Genomic DNA, 18,024 nt, shown 5'->3' on the forward strand with positions numbered 1-18,024 from the left:
CCGCCGCTGTTCAGCGCGCATTGACGCCAGGCGCCGGGCGCCGCGGTCCGCGCGCCCCGGCGCGGGCGCTCACCAGGTCAGCGGCAGCGGCTCGGGGGCCGGCGCGCTCGGCGGCACGGCCTCCTTCTGGAGCACGAAGCTCATGACGTCGCGGAACACCGGGGCGGCGACCACGCCGCCGTAGATCGAGCTGTGCGGGCTCTTGAGGAACACCGAGACGGTGTAGCGCGGGTCGTCGGCCGGGGCGACGCCGATGAACGACGCCATGTAGGTGTAGCCGCCGCTCGGCAGGAAGATCTGCGCCGTGCCCGTCTTGCCGGCCACGCGGTAGCCCGGGATCTGGGCCTGCTGCGCCGTGCCGTCCTCGCCGGTGACCTCCTCCATCATGTGCAGGAGTGTGGTGGCCGTCGCCTCGGAGATGACCCGCGTGCCCGGCTTCTGCTCGGCCGCGACCAGGTCGCCGTCGGGCGAGCGTGTGCCCTCGACCAAGGTCGGCGGGACGCTCACCCCGAGGTTGCCGACGGTCGAGAACACGCCGGTCGCCTGCATCGCGTTGACCGAGACGCCTTGGCCGAACGCCACGGCGTACCGCGTGCGCCCGTCCCACTGGTCGGCCGGGTGCAGGATGCCGCGCGACTCGGCGGGCAGACCCAGCCCGGTCATCTCCCCGAACCCGAACTTGTGCATGAAGTCGTACTGGACCTGCGGGGGGATCTTCTCGGCGATCTGCACCGTGCCCGAGTTCGACGACTGTGCGAGCACGCCGGCCAGGGTGAGGTTGAGCACCGGGTGGTCGTGCGAGTCGCTGAACGTCTGGCCGTTGGGCGTGGTGAAGCGGTACGGGACCGTGAACTGGCTCTCGGGCGTCCACACGCCCGTCTCGAGCGCGGCGGCCATCGTGACGACCTTGCCCGTCGAGCCCGGCTCGAACGTCTCCTGGACCGCGCGCGACCCCTTGGCGACACTCGCCGTCGACCGGTCGTTGGGGTCGACCGCGCCCGAGTCGGCGATGGCGAGCATCTCGCCCGTGTGGATGTCCTGGACCAGCACGATGCCGAAGGCCGCACCCGACTTGCGCACCATGTCGTTGATGGCGTCCTCGGCCTTCCACTGGATGTCGCTGTCGATGGTCAGCACGACGTCGCCGCCCGCGACGGCGGGCGTCGAGGCCTGCTCACCGCCGGGGATGCGCACACCGTCGAGCGAGCGCTCGTAGCTGACCTGCCCCGCGGTGCCCGCCAGCACGTCGTCGTACGCCCTCTCCAGCCCGCCTTGGCCCTTCTGCTCGTCATCGACGAACCCGACGAGCGTGCCGGCGACCGAGCCGGCCGGGTAGACCCGCTTGGACACGAGCTCGGTGCGGATGTAGGCCTGCAGGCCGAGCGCGCGGATCTCGCGCTGCTTGTCGGGCTCCACGTCGCGCCCGAGCACCACATAGCGGCCGTCGCCGTTGAGCCTCGCCGCGAGCTCGGCCTTGTTGGCGCCGAGCACGGGCGCCAGGAGCTGGGCGACGCCGAGCGCGCCGTCGGCGACCGGATTGCCGTCCGCGTCCTGGCGACCGTAGGCGCGATACCCCTGGATCGCCCACGGGTCTGCGGAGATGGTGTAGCGGTCGACCGACGTCGCGAGCACGACGCCGTTGCGGTCCGTGATGTCCCCGCGGTGGGCGGGCTCGGAGATGGTCACCATGCGCGTCGCGCGCGCCTTGGCCGCCAGGCTCGGCGCCTGGAACACCTGAACCTGCACGAGCCGGCCCACGAACACCATGACGACGAGCGCCGCGACGACCATGAGCCAGCGCTGGCGCCGCTCGGGCGAGGCGGGCTTCGGGGCGCCGCGCGGCGGCGCGGGCGGGCGGCGATCGATGGCGCCCGGCGCTCGCGAGACGGCCCCCGCGCGTGGAGGGGCGCCCGCGCCGCGGGCGGTTTCGCCGACCGAGGCGCGGGCGCCCGCCCGGGCCGCCGGGCGCGGCGTCGGCGCGGCCAGGCGCGCCGACGTCCGAGCGGCCGGACGCGGCGTCGTGCGCGCGGCGGAGCCCGCCGACCGCGGGCGCGCGCCCGAGGCGGCGGTCGAGCGCGAGGCGCCCGCCTTCGCCGGGGGCGCCTCGCGCCGGGTCATCGCCCGGCCTCCGCCGTCGGCGCGGCCGATCCCGCCGATCCGGTGATGTCGAGGAACGACGCGCTGTCGCTCGGCACCATCCCCAGTCCCGTCGCACGGTCCTTGAGCGTCCGCTCCGCGGTGCGCAGGCTCTCCTGCTTGGTCTGGACGTCCTGCGAGGTGCGGACCAACTGCCCCTGCAGCCCCGCCATCTCGTACGACCCCCGGGCCATCGTGGTGTTGAGCACCAGCACCGCGAGCAGCGCGGCCGCGAGCACGGCCCCGCACAACGCCAGGAACGGCACGCCCGAGCGCGCCTGGAGCGGCGCGCGCACGGCGGCGAACCGGCGGCGGGACTCCACGCGACCGCCGGGCAACGCCGTCAGGCGAGTGCCGCGCGACGGCGCGGCGGGGCGGCTCGGGACAGTGGCCGGGGCTCGCAGGGCGCTCATCGACGGTCCTCCTTGCGGGTGGTGCTGGTGGTTCTCAGATGTGCGGGGGTGGGCCGCACGCGGCGCGCCGCGCGCAGCCGGACGGAGGCCGAGCGGGGGTTGCGCGCGAGCTCGTCGGCGTCGGCCTCCTCGGCGCCCCGGGTGAGCGCCTCGAGGTAGGGCCGGTGCGTCTCCGGCTCGACCGGCAGACCGGGCGGCGCCGACGACGTCGTGCCGCGCGCGATGGCGCGCTTGACGATGCGGTCCTCAAGCGACTGGTAGGACTCGACGACGAGGCGTCCGCCGACGGCGAGCGCCTCGATCGCCGCGGGCACGGCCCGCTCAAGCGTCTCCAGCTCGCCGTTGACCTCGATGCGCAGAGCCTGGAACGTGCGCTTGGACGGGTTGCCGCCCGTCTTGCGCGTCGCGGCGGGAATGCACGCGCGCACCAGGTCGACCAGCTCGTGGGTGCGCGCCCACGGGCGCTCGGCGCGGCGGCGCACGACGGACCGGGCGATCTTGGCCGCGAACCGCTCCTCGCCGTACTCGCGCAGGATCCGCGTCAGCTCACGCTCGTCATAGGTGTTGAGCACCTCGGCTGCGGTGATGCCCGTGGTCTGGTCCATGCGCATGTCGAGCGGGGCGTCGTGGGCGTACGCGAACCCGCGCTCGGCCTCGTCGAGCTGCAGCGAGCTCACGCCGAGGTCCATCAGGACGCCCTGGACGCCGGCCCGCAGCCCGAGGTCCGCCAGGACGTCGCCGATCTCGTCGTAGACCGCGTGCACCGGGGTGAAGCGGTCGCCGAACCGCGCGAGGCGTTCGCCCGCCAGTCGCAGGGCCTGGGGGTCGCGGTCGACGCCCACCACGCGAGCGGTGGGCACCTGGTCGAGCACTGCTTCGGTGTGGCCGCCCATGCCGAGCGTGCAGTCGACCAGCACGCTGCCGGGCTCGGCGAGCGCCGGGGCGAGCAGGTCCACGCAGCGCTGGAGGAGCACCGGCAGGTGACGCGCGGCGGTGTCGCGCTCGTCGTCGTCCATGGGGCCCTCCTTCGTCTGATCGGCCGGGGTGCGTGGCGACCCCGGGGCGCGGGGGACCCCGTCCTGCCAGGTCTCCCTCCGCGTCTTTCTGGCGCCGGGGAAGTGACGTCAGACCCTCGCGGGAGGAGGCCTCGCGGGGCGGGGCCCCGGTGCTCGCGTGTGCAGTTGTCGGTCAGAAGGCCAGGTCGGGGAAGATCTGCTCGCCGGTGTCGGAGTACGCCGACTCCTTGGCGGCGAGGTAGGCCTCCCACGCCGCGCGGTCCCAGACCTCGACGCGGGTTCCGGCGCCGATGACGGCGACCTCCCGGTCGAGCCCTGCGTACTCGCGCAGCATGAGCGGGATCGAGACCCTGCCCTGCTTGTCCGGCACCTCGTCGCTCGCCCCCGAGAGGAAGACGCGGAGGTAGTCGCGCACCTCTCGGGAGGTCACGGGAGCCTGCCGGACCTGTTCGTACATGCGGCCGAACTCGTCCATCGGCAGAAGGAAGAGGCAGCGCTCTTGCCCTCGCGTCATGACCAGCCCGGGAGCGAGTCGGGCCCGGAACTTCGCGGGGAGGATCAGCCGGCCCTTCTCGTCGAGCTTCGGGTTGTACGTGCCCAGCAGCAGGCCTGCGCCGACGAACGACTCCATCCCTGCCACGGCCCGCACCTCCCTCAGCGCTCCCGCACGCTCCACGTTACTCCACAACCCTCCACTCAACCGGATGAAACGTCCCTGTGCGCTCCACTTGGGCGATGTGACGGTCCTGACGCCCAGGTCACGGCGCCGCGGCGGGCCTGGAGCGCGGTGGAGGGCCGCGCGCACGCTCTGGCGTGTCCGCGCCGCGCGCCGGATCGAGCGCTGCGGAGCGGATCGAGCACTGCGTGAAGCCGGTCACAGTAAGGTCACAGGTCGACTAGGCTCGGAAGTGCCCCCGCAGCGGGGATCAGCCCTCGAAGCGGAGGTCCTTGTGCAGCGAGAGCCCGTCACCCCCACCCTGCCCACACCCGTGTCCGCCGGCTCCGACAACGGCGACGGGACCGGGCAGGCGGCGTTGAGGGCCGCACTAAGCGAACTGGTCGAGGTGACCACGCGTGTGCGGTCGGCGATCGAGTCGGTCGTCACGGGCCGGCCGGGTCTGGCCTGGCTCACGGTGACGGTGTTGCTCGCCGACGGACACCTCTTGGTCGAGGACGTGCCGGGCGTCGGCAAGACGACGCTGGCCAAGGCGCTCGCGCGCTCGATCGACTGCCACGTGGGGCGCATCCAGTTCACCCCGGACCTGCTGCCGAGCGACCTGACGGGCGTCAACATCTTCCGCTCGCAGACCCACGAGTTCGAGTTCCGTCCGGGACCGGTCTTCAGCAACATCGTCATCGGCGATGAGATCAACCGCGCCTCGCCCAAGACGCAGTCGGCGCTGCTGGAGTGCATGGAGGAGGGCCAGGCCACCGTCGACGGCACGACGCACCGCCTGCCCCGTCCGTTCCTCGTCGTGGCGACCCAGAACCCCGTCGAGATGGAGGGCACCTACCCGCTGCCCGAGGCCCAACGCGACCGCTTCATGGCGCGCCTGACCGTGGGCTACCCCGACGCGGACGCCGAGATGCTCATGCTCGACCGCCAGGAGTCGTCCTCCCCGCTGGCCCACCTGTCTCCCGTCACCACGGGCGCCACGATGCTCCGGCTCGCCGAACTGGTGCGGCACGTGCACGCCTCCCCCGCCGTCAAGCGGTACGTGCTCGACCTCGTCGGCGCCACGCGCGACCACCCCGCGCTGCGCCTGGGGGCGTCGCCGCGCGCCTCGCTCCAACTCCTCAAAGCGGCCAAGGCGAGCGCCGCGATGGCCGGCCGGGAGTACGTCCTGCCCGACGACGTCCAGGAGCTCGCGGTCGCCGTGATCGCCCACCGCCTGATCCTGACGACCGACACACGCCTGGCGGGCTCGACCGCGCAGGACGTCGTGTCCCAGATCGTCGCGCGGACGCCGGTGCCGCCGTCACCCGTCGGCCGGCGCTGATGCGCGATGCCCTCCACCGCCTCGCGCGTGTTCGGCCCACCCGTCGCGGTGTCGCGCTCGCGGTCGTGGGGGTCGCGCTGGCCGCGCTCGGCCGGGCGCTCGGCCTGCCCGACGTCGTCGGGCTCGGCGCCGCGGGACTCGCCGCGCTCGTCGTCGCCTGGCTCACGCAGGGACTCCAGCGGCTCGACGCCGGGCGTGGCGCGCTGGCGGTCACCCGCCGCGTGACGCCGGACCCTGTGGTCCGCGGCCAGGAGGCCACCACGCACCTGCTGGTCACCCCCGCGCGGGCGTCGGCAGCGGCCTATGAGCGGCTGGCGCGCATCCGGCTCTCGGAGCACGCGGCGCACGAGCTCGCCGGCTCGGGCGTGCGCCCGCGTGTGGCGGCCCGGCCGGACGAGATCGAGGTGCGTTACGCGATCCACCCGACGCGGCGCGGGCGCTGGCCGCTCGGTCCGCTGTTGACCACACGCACCGACGCGTTCGGCCTCGTGCGCACGACGGCGCCACTGGGCGAGCCGACCGTTGTCTCGGTGTGGCCGCGCACGAGCGAGCTGTCGGTGCGCACGGGCCTGCTGGGCGACCTGGAGAACGCGGGCACGGGAGCGCGGCGCACCGCTCCCGACGACGCGGTGCTGCGCGAGTACGTCGCCGGCGACGACCCGCGCCGCGTGCATTGGCCCACGGCGGCGCGCCAGGGCCGACTCATGGTGCGCACCGACGAGGCCGCCGGGGTGCGCCCCATCTCGGTCGTGCTCGACCGCGCTCTGCTTCCCGCGCCGGGTGAGCTGCGGTCCGTCGCCGGCACGTCGCGCGCCGACGGCGAGTGGGCGGTCGAGCTGGTCGCCTCGCTCGCCTGCTCGTTCCTCGACGCCGGCCATCCCGCGCGCCTGGTCCCGACGTCGCGCCGGCCGCTCGGCGTGGCGGAGCGGTTCGTCACGGGCGCCCGCACCGGACGGCACGCGCTGCTCGACGCGACGATCGACCTGCACGGGCCGCGCTCGGGGGCCGACGCCGACGCCGCCACCACCGCGACGGCCGAGGAGCTGCGTATGGAGGCTGCGCCGGGCGAGGTGACGGTCGCCGTGCTGCGCCCCCAGTCGTCCGGTCCGTTGCGGGCGCTCGCCGCGCTGGCGAGCGAGTCCGCCTCGTGTCTGGCGCTCGTGGTGTGCCCCCACGAGGAGGACGCCGAGCCCACGGTGGCCGCCCTGGGCGCCGCGGGCTGGCGTGTGGCCACCACGCGTCCCGGGATCACCCACGGCCAGGCGTGGGCCGCCCTCGCGGAGCGTGCCGAATGATCCCGGCGCGCACGACCCCGACCGCACGGCTCGCCGTCTCGACCGCGCTGGTCACGGCCGCGGTGCTGGCCTCGATGCTCGGCCTGCGGACCATCGTCCTGCCGCCGTGGCCCGCCACAGGCGTCACCGGTGTCCTGCTGGTCGCCGCGGCCGTGATCATCACCCGTGCCCTGATCGGCGGGCGCCGCGCCCGGGTCGCGGCCGCCGCTCGCGCGGGCGTGGCCGTGCGCCGCGTCCCGACCGACGACGGCGGCGCCTCCTCGGTGCTTCCGACGCTCGCCGGGATCATCGTCGCGGCGTGGTTCCTGCTCGCCCGGTTCGGCGGCGTGGGCGGTCGCACGCAGTGGCTCGTCGGGCCCGAGTCGGCCTCACGGCTCGTCGACCAGCTCGGCGCGGCGGGCGACATCGTGCGCGAGGAGGTCGCGCCCGTCATCGGCACGACGCCGACGGCGTTGCTGTGCGTGGGTGGCGCGCTCGTCGTGCTGATCGCGGCCGACGCGCTCGCCTCGGGCCTGCGCCAGCCCATGCTCGCGGCGGGCAGCGTGCTCGTGCTGTGGCTCCCGCCCCTCGTGCTGACCTCGCGGGTGCCGACCACCACGTTCGTCGTGTCGGTCGCCGCGTTCCTGCTCGGGCTCACACTCGACGCCGGCGCGGCCCGTCGCGCGGTGCGTGACGCGCGCGTGGGCGCCCAGGTGCGCACGGCCGAGCGGCGTCGGGCCGTGCGCACCACTGCGACCGCCGCCGCGGTCACCGCGCTCGCGCTGGTGGTGACCGCCGGGGCGACCGGTCCCGGCCTCGGGCGCGGGTGGACGTCGTTGTTCACCACCACGGCGCGCACCGTCCGCCTCGCCGACGACCTCGACATGTACCGCTCGCTCACCGCGCGGTCCACCGCCGTCGTGCTCACCTACACGTCGTCGACGGGCGAGTCCGCGGGACCGCTGCGCCTCCTGACACTCTCGTCGTTCGACGGGCGCCACTGGAGCGGCGGCCCCGCGGCGGACGGCGTCGAGTTCTCCGAGGACCAGATCCTCTTCCCGCAGGCCGCCGACTCGTCCGAGGCGGCGGTGCGCCTGGACATCACGGTCGGCTCCATGCGCGAGAACCGGCTCCCGGTGACGGTCGAACCACGCACGGTCACCGCCGACGGCGGCTGGCGTTACGACGCGGGCCGCGACGAGGTGGTGGGCGGCGCCACGACGCAGGACGGCGACACGTTCACGCTCGTGTCCCACCCGCGGGACCTGAGCCCGCAGGCGCTGCGCGCCGCGCCTGCGGGCGCCCGTGAGGTCGACTCCGCCTACCTGTCCGTCCCCGCCACACGCCACGTCACTGACATCGAGGCTGCCGCGCGCCAGATCGTCGGCGACGCCGCGACCGACTTCGACCGCGCCGTCGCGCTGCAGAACTACCTGCGTGACACCACGCGCTTCACCTACGACGTCGATGTCCCCCGCGGCCAGACCGGCGACGCGGTGTGGGACTTCCTGCAGCAGCGCCGGGGGTACTGCGTCCAGTTCGCGACGACCATGGTGACGCTGGCCCGCACGCTCGGGGTGCCCGCCCGACTCGCGGTCGGATACCTGCCCGGCGCCAACGTCGACCGCGGCGCGCGGTGGGAGGTCACGGGGCAGGACTCGCACGCCTGGCCAGAGCTGTACTTCCCGGGCAGCGGTTGGGTGCGGTTCGAGCCGACCCCGGCCATTCAGACCGGGGCCGCGCCGGCCTACACGAACACCGCCGTCGGCCAGGCGGCGCCGACCGCGGACCCGACGTTCGACGAGCGCGCCGGGGCGACGTCCGGCCCCAACCCCGGCGCCACCGCGCCGTCGGTCACCGCCACCGCGCCGGCGCCGCGCGCGAACGGCGAGCAGACCTCACCCCGGACGGGCTGGCTCGTCGGCGTCGGCGCCGCGCTGCTGGCCGGCGGGGGGTTGCTCCTGACGCTCTGGCTGCGTCGCCGCGCGACGCGTCCGCCGCTCGACGCCGAGGACGCCTGGGCGCGTGTGGCCGCGGCGCTCGGGGACGCGGGCGTCACGCTCCGCGCGTCGACCACGCCCCGGCAGGCGCCCCGCGAGGCAGCCCAGTCCTGGGCGGCGCGCACCGGGCAGCCGATGCCCGCTGACGTGCGCGACGCGCTGACCACCCTCGCCGACGCGCTGGAGACGGAGCGCTACGCCGTCGGCGGCGAACCGCTCGAGGCCGCCCGTCTCGCCGAGCTCACGCGCGAGGTGACGGCGGGAGTCTCCGCGGCCGGGCGCGCCAAAGCGGGCGCCACGCGGTAGGCGTCTGGTCACGCGGTAGGCGTCTGGTGAGGCGTCTGCGCGCCGGTCGGTCAGCGGCCCTGCTCGCGCCGACGGTCCCAGCGCGCCTCAAGGCGAGCCATGAGACCGGGCTTGTTCAGACCCGGCTTACCGCCCCGGCCCTTGGCCGCCGGTCGGGCGCCAACGCTGCCGTCGGCTCGGACCACTCCCTCGGGTCCCTTGGACCGCGGCGCGAACGCGAACGCCCATCCGACCGCGGCGAACATGACCGCGAAGCCGATGACGCCGAGGATCGGCTTGGAGTTGGCCGCCCCCAGCACGAGGACGAGCAGACCGGCGACGAGACCGATCGCCGCGACGACGTAGCGGATGACGGGTCGACGCCCGGATGACTGGAGAGTGTTGGCCAGGCGGGGATCGTCGCTCGTCAGCGCGCGCTCCATCTGCTCCAGCACGCGCTGCTCGTACTCGGACAGAGGCATCGCGACCCCCTTGTCTGGTGGAGTTCTTCTTTGCACCAGAATAGGCCCGCGCAACCGCGATGGGGTAATCAGACGGCCTGTGAAAGGTATACCGGGGGGCGCACGGACGTGCCGGACGCGGCTCTTCACCCTTCCCTCACCCGGCCTGCGCGTGCCGGGAGTCCCGCAGCCGCTCGCCGTCCTCGGCGGCGCGACCGCTCGTCGTCGCCAGTCCGCCCGCCCCGAGTCCGATCGAGCGGCTGCCGAACCGCTGCCGGACCGCGTCGAGCGCCACCTCGGCCTCACGCCGCGTGGAGGGCCGCTCGGCGCTCGCCTCGTCGAGCGTGAGCTGCTCGGGCAGCCCCGCGCGCGGCTGAAGGTTCTCGGCGCGCACCCCCACCAGCCGCACCGGCAGCCCGCGCAGGTCGACCGCGGCGAGCAGCTCGCGCCCCACCTGATACAGGTCGCGCGCGAGGTCGGTCGGCCCGTCGAGCGTGCGCGAGCGGGTCAGGGTCCGAAAGTCGCTCGTCCGCACCTTGAGCGCGACGGTTCGCGTGACGACGCCCTGCTCACGCAGGCGGCCGGCGACCTTGTCGCACAACTCGAGCACGCGGACCTCGACGGCACGCGGGTCGTGCTGATCCGCTCCGAAGGTCGTCTCGTTGCCGATCGAGCGCTCGTGGCTTGTGGGGACCACGGGACGCGGATCGCGCCCCCACGCGAGGTCGTGCAGGTGCGCCCCGTGCACCCGGCCGACGGCCGCCTGAAGTGTCGCGACGTCGGTGTCGGCGAGCTGTGCGACGGTCGTGATGCCCCACCGCGCGAGCATCGCCTCGGTCTTCTCCCCCACCCCCCACAGGGCGCCGACAGGCAGCGTGCGCAGGAACGGGACCGACGCCTGGGCGGGGACAAGCAGCATCCCGTCGGGCTTGGCGTGGGTCGAGGCGAGCTTGGCCAGGAACTTGTTCTTGGCGATGCCCACCGAGCACGTCACCCCGTGCGCGGCCTGCACGTGGGCGCGCAGGCGCGCGCCGATCACCGTCGGCGGGCCGAGCCGCCGCCGCGCGCCCGACACGTCGAGGAACGCCTCGTCGATGCTGACCTGCTCGACGATGGGGGTGATCTCCTCCATCGTCGCCATGATCGAGCGCGACACGTCGGAGTATCGGCGGTGGTCGGGGGGCACGACGACCGCCTGCGGACACAGCCGCATCGCCGAGGCCATCGGCATCGCGGAGCGGACTCCGAACGCCCTCGCCTCGTATGTCGCCGCGAGCACCACGCCGCGGTCGCGCCCACCGACGATCACCGCAAGACCGCGCAACTCCGGGCGCCGCGCGAGCTCGCACAGCGCGAAGAACGCGTCCATGTCGACGTGCATGACCGAGGTCTGCGACTCGTCCGAGCCCCAGTCGCGGTTGGCCGTCGCTGACCTCGGCGCCTTGCTCATGACGCCGCCGTCGCCGCCCAGCGCAACGGTCGCGAGAAGCCCGAGTGCGGGTCGACGACCATCGCGACCTCGTCACGGAAGTCCTCGGCGCAGGCCATCAGCTCGTCCGCGCGCGGCGCGCCGACCTCCTCGCCGTGCCCGGCGTCGACGGCGGCGCGCAACCGCGCCCCCGACGCGAAGTACACCGACCACGCGGCGAGCGCCGGTTCGACCTTGGCGAGCATCTCCCACACCGTCCGCGCTCCCGAGCGCGGGCCGGGACGCCCACGCAGCTCGACGAGCGCGGCCGCGCTGCGCAGCGCGGCGAGGTGGGCGTGCACGAACCGGTCGGCGGGGTCATCCGCCCGCGCCGCCTCGACGAGCTCGGCGTCGGCCAGGCCGAGCAGCCGCGAGACCGCCGCCGAGACGGCCACCGGCTCCGGGGACCGCGCAGGCTCTGGGGCGTGGCCCACCGTGCGACGGCGCGCCGTGTGCTTGAGGGTCATCCCGCACCTCCCGTCCGCGGGTCTCCCCGCTCCACCAGTGTCGAACACCTGTTCGAACCTTGTCAACCGTCTCGTCGTTCGTCGTCACTCGTCGTCACTCGTCGTCGCCGCGGGGACCGCCCTGGGAGACTGGTGTCCATGGCCCGTCGCCGCGCGCGCTCCGCCAAGCGCTCCCTATCGTCCGCCGAGCCACCGACACCCGCGGGCACGCCACCCGTCGGCCCGGTGCCGATCGACACCGGGACAGTCGAGGTGGTGCCCGACCCCGACCACTCCCGGCGCGTGACGCTGCAGGTCAACGGTGTGCCGAGCTCCTATCTCGACCTTGACGATCCCGGCTTCCTCGCGTTCGAGTACATGCAGCAGATGGACGCCGTCGTCGCGGCGACCACCACGGGCCCGTTGCGGGCGCTGCACCTGGGCGCTGCGGGATGCGCGCTCGCCCGAAGCTGGGACGCGCAACGGCCGGGGTCGCGCCAACTCGCGGTCGACGTCGACGCGCGCCTGGTCACGCTCGTGCGCGAGTGGTTCGGCCTGCCTCGCGCCCCGCGCCTGCGGCTGCGCGCCGACGACGCGGCACGCGCCGTCGCGACCGCCGCGCCCGCCTCCTACGACGTCGTCGTGCGCGACGTCTTCGCCGGCGACACGACGCCGACGCACCTGATCACGGGCCAAGCGGCCGCGCACGCGGCCGCGGCGCTGCGACCCGGCGGGCTCTACCTCGTCAACTGCGCCGACCGCCCGCCGCTCGAGCACGCGCGTCGCGAGCTCGCGACGCTGGCCGCGGCGTTCGGCCCCGACGTCGCCGGGAGCGGGCGGCTCGCGCTGATCGCCGAGCCCGGCATCCTCAAGGGCCGGCGCTACGGCAACCTGGTGCTCGCCGCGGTTCGCGCCGTCACCGACGAGGCGGACCGGGACGACTCCACGAGACCGCCCTCCCCGGCTGCGGGTGAGCCGCCCCGCGGGGACGGACCGCAGGCCCCGGACCTGCGCTCTGCCGCGCTCGCGCGCGCCCTGCGCGCGCTGCCCGTCCCGGCCCAACCAGTCACGGGCGCAGAGTTGACGCGGTTCATCGGCACAGCCCGGCCGTACTGACGAGCGTGGGCGCGGTCCCGCGTCCCGAGTTGACTCGGGACGGGACCGCGCCCACGTCCGGCCTCGGCGAAGCCGTCAGAGCGGGACGACCTGCTCCGCCTGGGGGCCCTTGGGGCCCTGGGTGATCTCGAACTCAACCCGCTGCGCCTCTTCAAGCGTGCGGTAGCCGTTCGTCTGGATGGCGGAGTAGTGGACGAAGACGTCGGCGCCGCCCCCGTCCTGGGCGATGAACCCAAAACCCTTCTCCGCGTTGAACCACTTCACAGAACCCTGAGCCATGCTGGTGTCGAACCTTCCCTGCAACCTCGGCGGGCCTCTTGGCCGACCGTCGCGCTAGTGTCGCACGTCACAACCCGCACGTCACGGGTTTCCACAAGCCAATCCCACGCCGGCGCCACAGTCGACGACGGCCGCTCAGTCGTCGCCCTGCTGGGCCAGGAACCGCTCGAACTCCGCCGCCAACTCGTCCGCGGTCGGGATGGGCGCGGCCTCCGCGAGCAGGCTCGGGCGCCCCAGGCTCCGCGCGAACCGGTCGTACTGCTCCTCCAGGGCGGTCACCACGGCCTGCACCTCGCCCGACTCGCGCAACTGCCTCTCGACCTCGATCGTCGCGTCCGCGGCCGCTGTCGCCAGGCGCCCCGTCACGAGGTTGAGGCCGGTCGCGCGCTCGACATGCTGCAGCGCGACGACGGCCGCTGGGGTGTACTGCGACGAGGCCAGATAGTGGGGCACGTGCACCACGAACCCGAGCGCGTCATGCCCGGCCTCGCCGAGGCGGTACTCGAGCAGCGCGGCCATCGAGCTGGGCACCTTGACCGTGCCGAAGAACGAGGTGTAGTCCTCGGTGAGCCCCGTGCGGGTGCCGTGCGCGGTGAGCGTCAGGGGACGGGTGTGCGGCACGCCCATGGGCACACCGTGGAAGCCGACCGTCAGCGACACGCCGAGCCGCTCCACGAGGCTGCGCACGGCGGCGATCACCCGCTCCCACTGCAGGTCCGGCTCGACGCCGTGCAGCAGGAGGAACCCCGCGCCGTCGCCGTCACGCACGTGGTCGAGCGCGAGGAACGGCTCCTCGTACGCCGCCCACCGATCGGCGTCGAACGTCATGAACGAGCGCTTCGAGCGGTAGTCGAGCAGTTGGTCGACGTCGAACGTCGCCAGCCGGGTGGTGTCGAGCTCGGAGACCAGGTGCTCGGCGGCGATCGCGCCCGCGCTGCCGGCGTCGACGAACCCGCGCAACGAGTAGAGCATGACCGGACCGGAGCGCGTTCCCCCCGCCACGGCGCCCAGCGCCGCGGCGACGGCCGCGTCGTCGATGGTCACGATGCCCTCGGGGTCGAGCACGGTCACTCCCTCCTCGCGATGGCGCCTGTCACCATCCTCACGCAACAACCCGTGCGACACGCCGTTGCTTCCCGGTGTTCGCCCAGCGCGGACCCGGCGGGATCGCTCGGCCCGACGCCCGGCTCACCGCGCCCATTCGGCCGAGTCCGCAAGCGTCGAGGAGCGCTCGCCGGGCACGTCCGCCGATCCGGTCCACCCGACCACCAGCAGCGCGGCGTCGTCGGCCAACGGGCCGCCGTGCAGGTCGCGCACACGCCGCAGGACGCGCTCGACAAGCCCACAGAAGTCGCCGCTGACCTCGGCGGCGAGCACCCCGCGCAGGCCAGGGACGCCGAGGCGCGGCGCGGCGCGCGGCAAGGGCTTGCCCGCGCCGTCGCCCGCGGCCGCAGGCCCGACCTGCGCCTCGACGAGCCCGTCGGTGTACAGAGCGACCGAGAACGGTCCGGTGAGCTCGACCCGCTGGGCGCGCCACCCACCCTCGACCGGCACGCCGAGCGCCCGCCCGCGCAGCGCGCCGTCGAGCACCCGGACCTCGACCGCGCCGACCGGGCCGGTGATCAGCAGCGGCGGGACGTGTCCGGCGAGATAGACCTCGACGGCGTCGCGTCCGGGCATGACCACGACCTGGCAGAGCGTGACGAACACCTCGGCGCTGGCGCGTTCGCTGATCAGCACGCGTTCGAGCAGCGGCAGCGTCCGGTCGGCCGGGGTGTCGCTCAGCACGAGCGTGCGCCAGGCGGTGCGCAGCCTCGCCCCGAGCGCCGCCTCGTCGGGGCCGTGCCCCGCCACGTCGCCGATGACGCACATCACGGCGGCGTCGGCGCGCTCGATCGCGTCGAAGAAGTCGCCGCCCAGCAGGCCGTCGCGGCCCGGCAGGTAGCCGACCATGACCGACACGTCCCTGTCGGCGACCAGCGGCGTCGGCACGAGCGCGCGCTCGAGTCGCTCCGCCTCGGCGGCGCGGACCTCGCCGCGCGACAGCGCGCGCTCTTGCGCGGCGGTGCGCCGGCCTTGCAGCGCGTAGCGCAGCGACCGCCCCAGCGCGACAGGGTCGGCCTCGTCCTTCGACAGATGGTCGTCGGCGCCCGCGGCGACGGCGCTGGCGCCCTGGTCGGCGATGTCCGTCAGCACGACGAGCGCGGGCGGGTCGAGCAGGCCGGCGCAGGCCGCGCGCAGCCGCCCGACCGCGTCAGCCCCGATCGCCTCGGGCTCGGCGGCGTCGGGCTCGGTGGCGTCAGGCTCCTCGACCTCGGACTCGGCGGCTCCGGGCGCGCCCAGGCCGACCAGGAGGCAGTCGACGCCGCCGCGCGCGAGCGCGGACTCGGCCTCCCGCACGCTGCGGACCCGCCGCAACTCGACGTCGAGGCCCGCGTCCCCGAGCGACTCGGCCACCAGCAGCGCGTCGTGGTCGTCGCCCTCGACGAGGAGGACGACCTGTCCGACGGCGCCCGCCCACGCCGCGTCCGGCCCGCGCACGCCGCCGTCAGCCATGTCAGGGATGCTAGACCGCCGCGGCGGCTCACAGCACCGCCCGATCATCACCGCGGGTCGACCCCTCGAGCCGTGGGGCGCGGGCCTGGTCAGCGACTGCCTGGCGCCCACGGGCCGCGACGCCGACGCGTCGGGCCACGCGCGTCGGCAATAATGGTCGGCCGACCCGTCGCGACGGGTCGCGGACACACGCGGGACGACTGGAGGACCGGTGGCAGGCAGGCAGGACGAGCTGGCTCACGAGCAGGAAGTCGTCGACGAGCTCTACGCCCGCTTGGACGTGCTGCGCGAACGCGCGCGCGGGCGACTGCGCGACGTCCGGCGCGAGGGGCCCTCAGGCTCGCCGCAGAACCGCTCCGAGCGCGACGCCTTCGCGACGCTGTACGAGGACCGCGCCGCGCAACTCGACGCGGTCGAGGACCGACTCGCGTTCGGCCGCCTCGACCTGGACCCCGAGCCCAACGCCGACTCGGGCGGCGAGGCGGGCGAGGCGGCAGTGCGCTACGTGGGCCGCATCGGCCTGACCGATGACGACCAGCGCTCGATGCTCACCGACTGGCGCGCCCCCGCCGCCGAGGCCTTCTACCGGGCGACGTCGCTACAGCCGGCGGGCGTGCGCCGCCGCCGCCACCTGGTGACCTCGGGCCGCCGCGTGACGGGCCTGGAGGACGAGTTGCTCGACCTCGACCACGCCGACGACGAGGGCACGCTCGCGGCGTCGTCGCTCTCGGGCGAGGGCGCGCTGCTCGCGGCGCTGGCCACGCGCCGCACCGGCCGCATGTCTGACATCGTCGCCACGATCCAGGCGGAGCAGGACCGCGTGATCCGCTCGGACCTTGCCGGCGCCCTCGTGGTCCAGGGCGGCCCGGGCACGGGAAAGACGGCCGTCGCGCTGCACCGCGCCGCGTACCTGCTCTACGCCCACCGCCGCCTGCTGGACCGCTCGGGCGTGCTGCTGGTCGGCCCGTCGCGCTCCTTCCTGCGCTATATCGACCAGGTGCTGCCCTCGCTCGGCGAGACCGGCGTCGTGTCCACGACGCTCGGCGAACTGCTCCCGGGCCTCACCGCGACCGCCATCGAGGACGGCGAGGCGACCGAGATCAAGGGGCGCCTGCTGTGGGCCGACGTGATCCGCCGCGCGGTGCGCGCCCGCGAGCGTGTGCCCGAGCGCGACCTGCGCGTGCGCCTCGACGGCCACGACCTGGTCATCCGCCGCCGCGACGTGCGCGACGCGATCGCCCGCGCCCGACGCACCCACAAGCCGCACAACGAGGCCCGTGGTGGGTTCGTGCGCGACATGCTCGCGCGGCTCGCCGAGCAGTACCAGACCGCCGAGGGCCGCGACCTGACCCCCGAGGACCGCGCGGTCGTGCTCGAGGATCTGCGCGGCCTGCGCGACGTGCGCGTCGCGCTCAACCTCGCGTGGTTCCCCATCTCGCCCAAGAAGCTCGTCGACGACCTGCTCTCGCGCCCGCACCGCCTCGCCGAGGCCGCGCCCGAGCTGACCGACGCCGAGCGCGCCGCGGTGCTGCGCGCGCCCTGGGCCCCGTGGACCGAGTCGGATGTGCCGCTGCTCGACGAGGCCGCCGAACTGCTGGGCGACGACGACGCCGTGGCCCGCGCCGAGGAGCGCGCGCTGGCCGCCGAGCGCGCCGAGGCGCTCGCGCACGCCCGCTCGGTGCTCGCCTCGGGCGCCGCGGCCGGGTCGATGATCCAGATCGACGCTGAGACGCTCGCGGAGCGGTTCGCCTCCAGCGGCCCACGCCTGACGACGGCCGAGCGCGCGGCCTCGGACCGCGCGTGGGCGTACGGACACGTCGTGGTCGACGAGGCGCAGGAGCTGTCGCCGATGGCATGGCGCATGCTCGCGCGCCGCGTCCCGACCCGGTCGATGACCATCGTCGGCGACGTCGCCCAGACGTCGTCGCACGCGGGCGCGCGGTCATGGTCGGCCGCACTCACGCCAGTGCTGCGCGACGGCTGGCGCCTTGAGGAGCTCACGGTCTCCTACCGCACACCCGCGGCGGTGGCCGACGCGGCCCAGCGCGTGGCGAAGGCCGCGAGCCTGCCCGCCTCACCCCTCACGGCCGCCCGCGAGGTGCCGGGCGCGATCGTCGACGCCCGCGTGCCGGACGGTGGCACGCGGGCTGCGGTCGCCGACGCCGTCGGCTCACTCGCGCGCGAGTTCGTCGGCGCCGACGGCGCGGGCCGGGTCGCCGTCATCGCCGCCGCGGACGCCGTCGCCGGCCTGCGCACGGCCGTCGAGGCCGCGCTGCCCGACGCGCTCGGCGCCGGCGAGGCCGCGCGCCTGGCGGCGCAGCGGCCTGAGGACCAGCAGGTGACCGTGCTCGCGCCACGCGAGGTCAAGGGCCTGGAGTACGACGCGGTGGTCCTGGTCGAGCCCGCTGACGTCGCTGCGGGAGCGGGCGGATGGTCCGACCTGTACGTGGCCATGACACGTCCGACGCAGCGCCTGGTCGTCGTGCACGAACGCGCGCTGCCGCCCGGCTTCGAGGGCTGAGCGCTTGCGCCCCGACCGCGGCGGGGACCGGCGACATCGGGCGACAGGCGCCG

The 18,024-nt window shown here is 74.8% G+C and carries 15 protein-coding genes; 5 read left to right on the forward strand and 10 right to left on the reverse strand.

Translation table 11 applies throughout. The annotated features are described in order from the left end of the window. Nucleotides 1-69: 69 nt before the first annotated feature. The 4 genes from EV386_RS07895 to mraZ form a co-directional block, all read right to left on the reverse strand. Complete coding sequence (locus tag EV386_RS07895) at nt 70-2,118, reverse strand: peptidoglycan D,D-transpeptidase FtsI family protein (RefSeq protein ID WP_130413874.1); 2,049 nt, start codon at nt 2,116-2,118, stop codon at nt 70-72. Next, the gene (gene ftsL / locus EV386_RS07900) at nt 2,115-2,549 is read right to left on the reverse strand and encodes a cell division protein FtsL (RefSeq protein ID WP_130413876.1); all 435 of its coding nucleotides are present in this window, start codon (nt 2,547-2,549) and stop codon (nt 2,115-2,117) included. The genes EV386_RS07895 and ftsL overlap by 4 nt, the downstream gene beginning before the upstream one ends. Further along, nucleotides 2,546-3,565, reverse strand: coding sequence for a 16S rRNA (cytosine(1402)-N(4))-methyltransferase RsmH (gene rsmH / locus EV386_RS07905; protein ID WP_130413878.1), 1,020 nt, complete (start codon nt 3,563-3,565; stop codon nt 2,546-2,548). The genes ftsL and rsmH overlap by 4 nt, the downstream gene beginning before the upstream one ends. Before the next feature lie 172 nt (nt 3,566-3,737). Then, nucleotides 3,738-4,172: a division/cell wall cluster transcriptional repressor MraZ gene (gene mraZ, locus EV386_RS07910; protein WP_207216601.1), complete on the reverse strand. Its 435-nt coding sequence runs from the start codon at nt 4,170-4,172 to the stop codon at nt 3,738-3,740. Nucleotides 4,173-4,554: 382 nt separating this feature from the next. Here mraZ and EV386_RS07915 point away from each other — a divergent pair, with 382 nt between their 5' ends. Genes EV386_RS07915 through EV386_RS07925 form a run of 3 tightly spaced genes read left to right on the forward strand, consistent with a single transcriptional unit; the run spans nt 4,555 to nt 9,145 of the window. After that, nucleotides 4,555-5,565 (forward strand): AAA family ATPase, encoded by a 1,011-nt coding sequence (locus EV386_RS07915; RefSeq protein WP_207216602.1) that lies wholly within the window; start codon nt 4,555-4,557, stop codon nt 5,563-5,565. Further along, complete coding sequence (locus tag EV386_RS07920; RefSeq protein ID WP_130413880.1) at nt 5,565-6,860, forward strand: DUF58 domain-containing protein; 1,296 nt, start codon at nt 5,565-5,567, stop codon at nt 6,858-6,860. Before EV386_RS07915 ends, EV386_RS07920 begins: the two co-directional genes overlap by 1 nt. Then, entirely contained in the window at nt 6,857-9,145 is a 2,289-nt protein-coding gene (locus EV386_RS07925; RefSeq protein WP_130413882.1) for a transglutaminase TgpA family protein, read from the forward strand. Before EV386_RS07920 ends, EV386_RS07925 begins: the two co-directional genes overlap by 4 nt. A gap of 50 nt (nt 9,146-9,195) precedes the next feature. Here EV386_RS07925 and EV386_RS07930 read toward each other — a convergent pair whose 3' ends face one another. From EV386_RS07930 to EV386_RS07940, 3 genes are all read right to left on the reverse strand, one after another. Beyond that, nucleotides 9,196-9,606: a DUF3040 domain-containing protein gene (locus EV386_RS07930; protein ID WP_130413884.1), complete on the reverse strand. Its 411-nt coding sequence runs from the start codon at nt 9,604-9,606 to the stop codon at nt 9,196-9,198. 136 nt (nt 9,607-9,742) lie between these two features. Further along, nucleotides 9,743-11,035 carry a DNA polymerase IV gene (locus EV386_RS07935; protein ID WP_130413886.1) on the reverse strand — a complete coding sequence of 431 codons (1,293 nt, stop codon included), beginning with the start codon at nt 11,033-11,035 and terminating at the stop codon, nt 9,743-9,745. Further along, complete coding sequence (locus EV386_RS07940) at nt 11,032-11,520, reverse strand: SAV_6107 family HEPN domain-containing protein (protein WP_130413888.1); 489 nt, start codon at nt 11,518-11,520, stop codon at nt 11,032-11,034. The genes EV386_RS07935 and EV386_RS07940 overlap by 4 nt, the downstream gene beginning before the upstream one ends. 138 nt (nt 11,521-11,658) lie before the next feature. Here EV386_RS07940 and EV386_RS07945 point away from each other — a divergent pair, with 138 nt between their 5' ends. Further along, entirely contained in the window at nt 11,659-12,615 is a 957-nt protein-coding gene (locus EV386_RS07945) for a spermidine synthase (protein WP_130413890.1), read from the forward strand. Nucleotides 12,616-12,690: 75 nt separating this feature from the next. Here EV386_RS07945 and EV386_RS07950 read toward each other — a convergent pair whose 3' ends face one another. From EV386_RS07950 to EV386_RS07960, 3 genes are all read right to left on the reverse strand, one after another. After that, a complete protein-coding gene (locus tag EV386_RS07950) occupies nt 12,691-12,894 on the reverse strand; it encodes a cold-shock protein (protein WP_130413892.1) in 204 nt (67 codons plus the stop codon). Nucleotides 12,895-13,029: 135 nt separating this feature from the next. Continuing rightward, a complete protein-coding gene (locus EV386_RS07955) occupies nt 13,030-13,959 on the reverse strand; it encodes a PAC2 family protein (protein ID WP_130413894.1) in 930 nt (309 codons plus the stop codon). Between the two features lie 123 nt (nt 13,960-14,082). Continuing rightward, complete coding sequence (locus tag EV386_RS07960; RefSeq protein WP_130413896.1) at nt 14,083-15,450, reverse strand: PP2C family protein-serine/threonine phosphatase; 1,368 nt, start codon at nt 15,448-15,450, stop codon at nt 14,083-14,085. A gap of 211 nt (nt 15,451-15,661) precedes the next feature. Here EV386_RS07960 and EV386_RS07965 point away from each other — a divergent pair, with 211 nt between their 5' ends. Then, nucleotides 15,662-17,971 (forward strand): HelD family protein, encoded by a 2,310-nt coding sequence (locus EV386_RS07965; protein ID WP_130413898.1) that lies wholly within the window; start codon nt 15,662-15,664, stop codon nt 17,969-17,971. Nucleotides 17,972-18,024 lie beyond the last annotated feature (53 nt).

The organism is Xylanimonas ulmi (assembly GCF_004216535.1).
GTDB classification, from domain to species: domain Bacteria; phylum Actinomycetota; class Actinomycetes; order Actinomycetales; family Cellulomonadaceae; genus Xylanimonas; species Xylanimonas ulmi.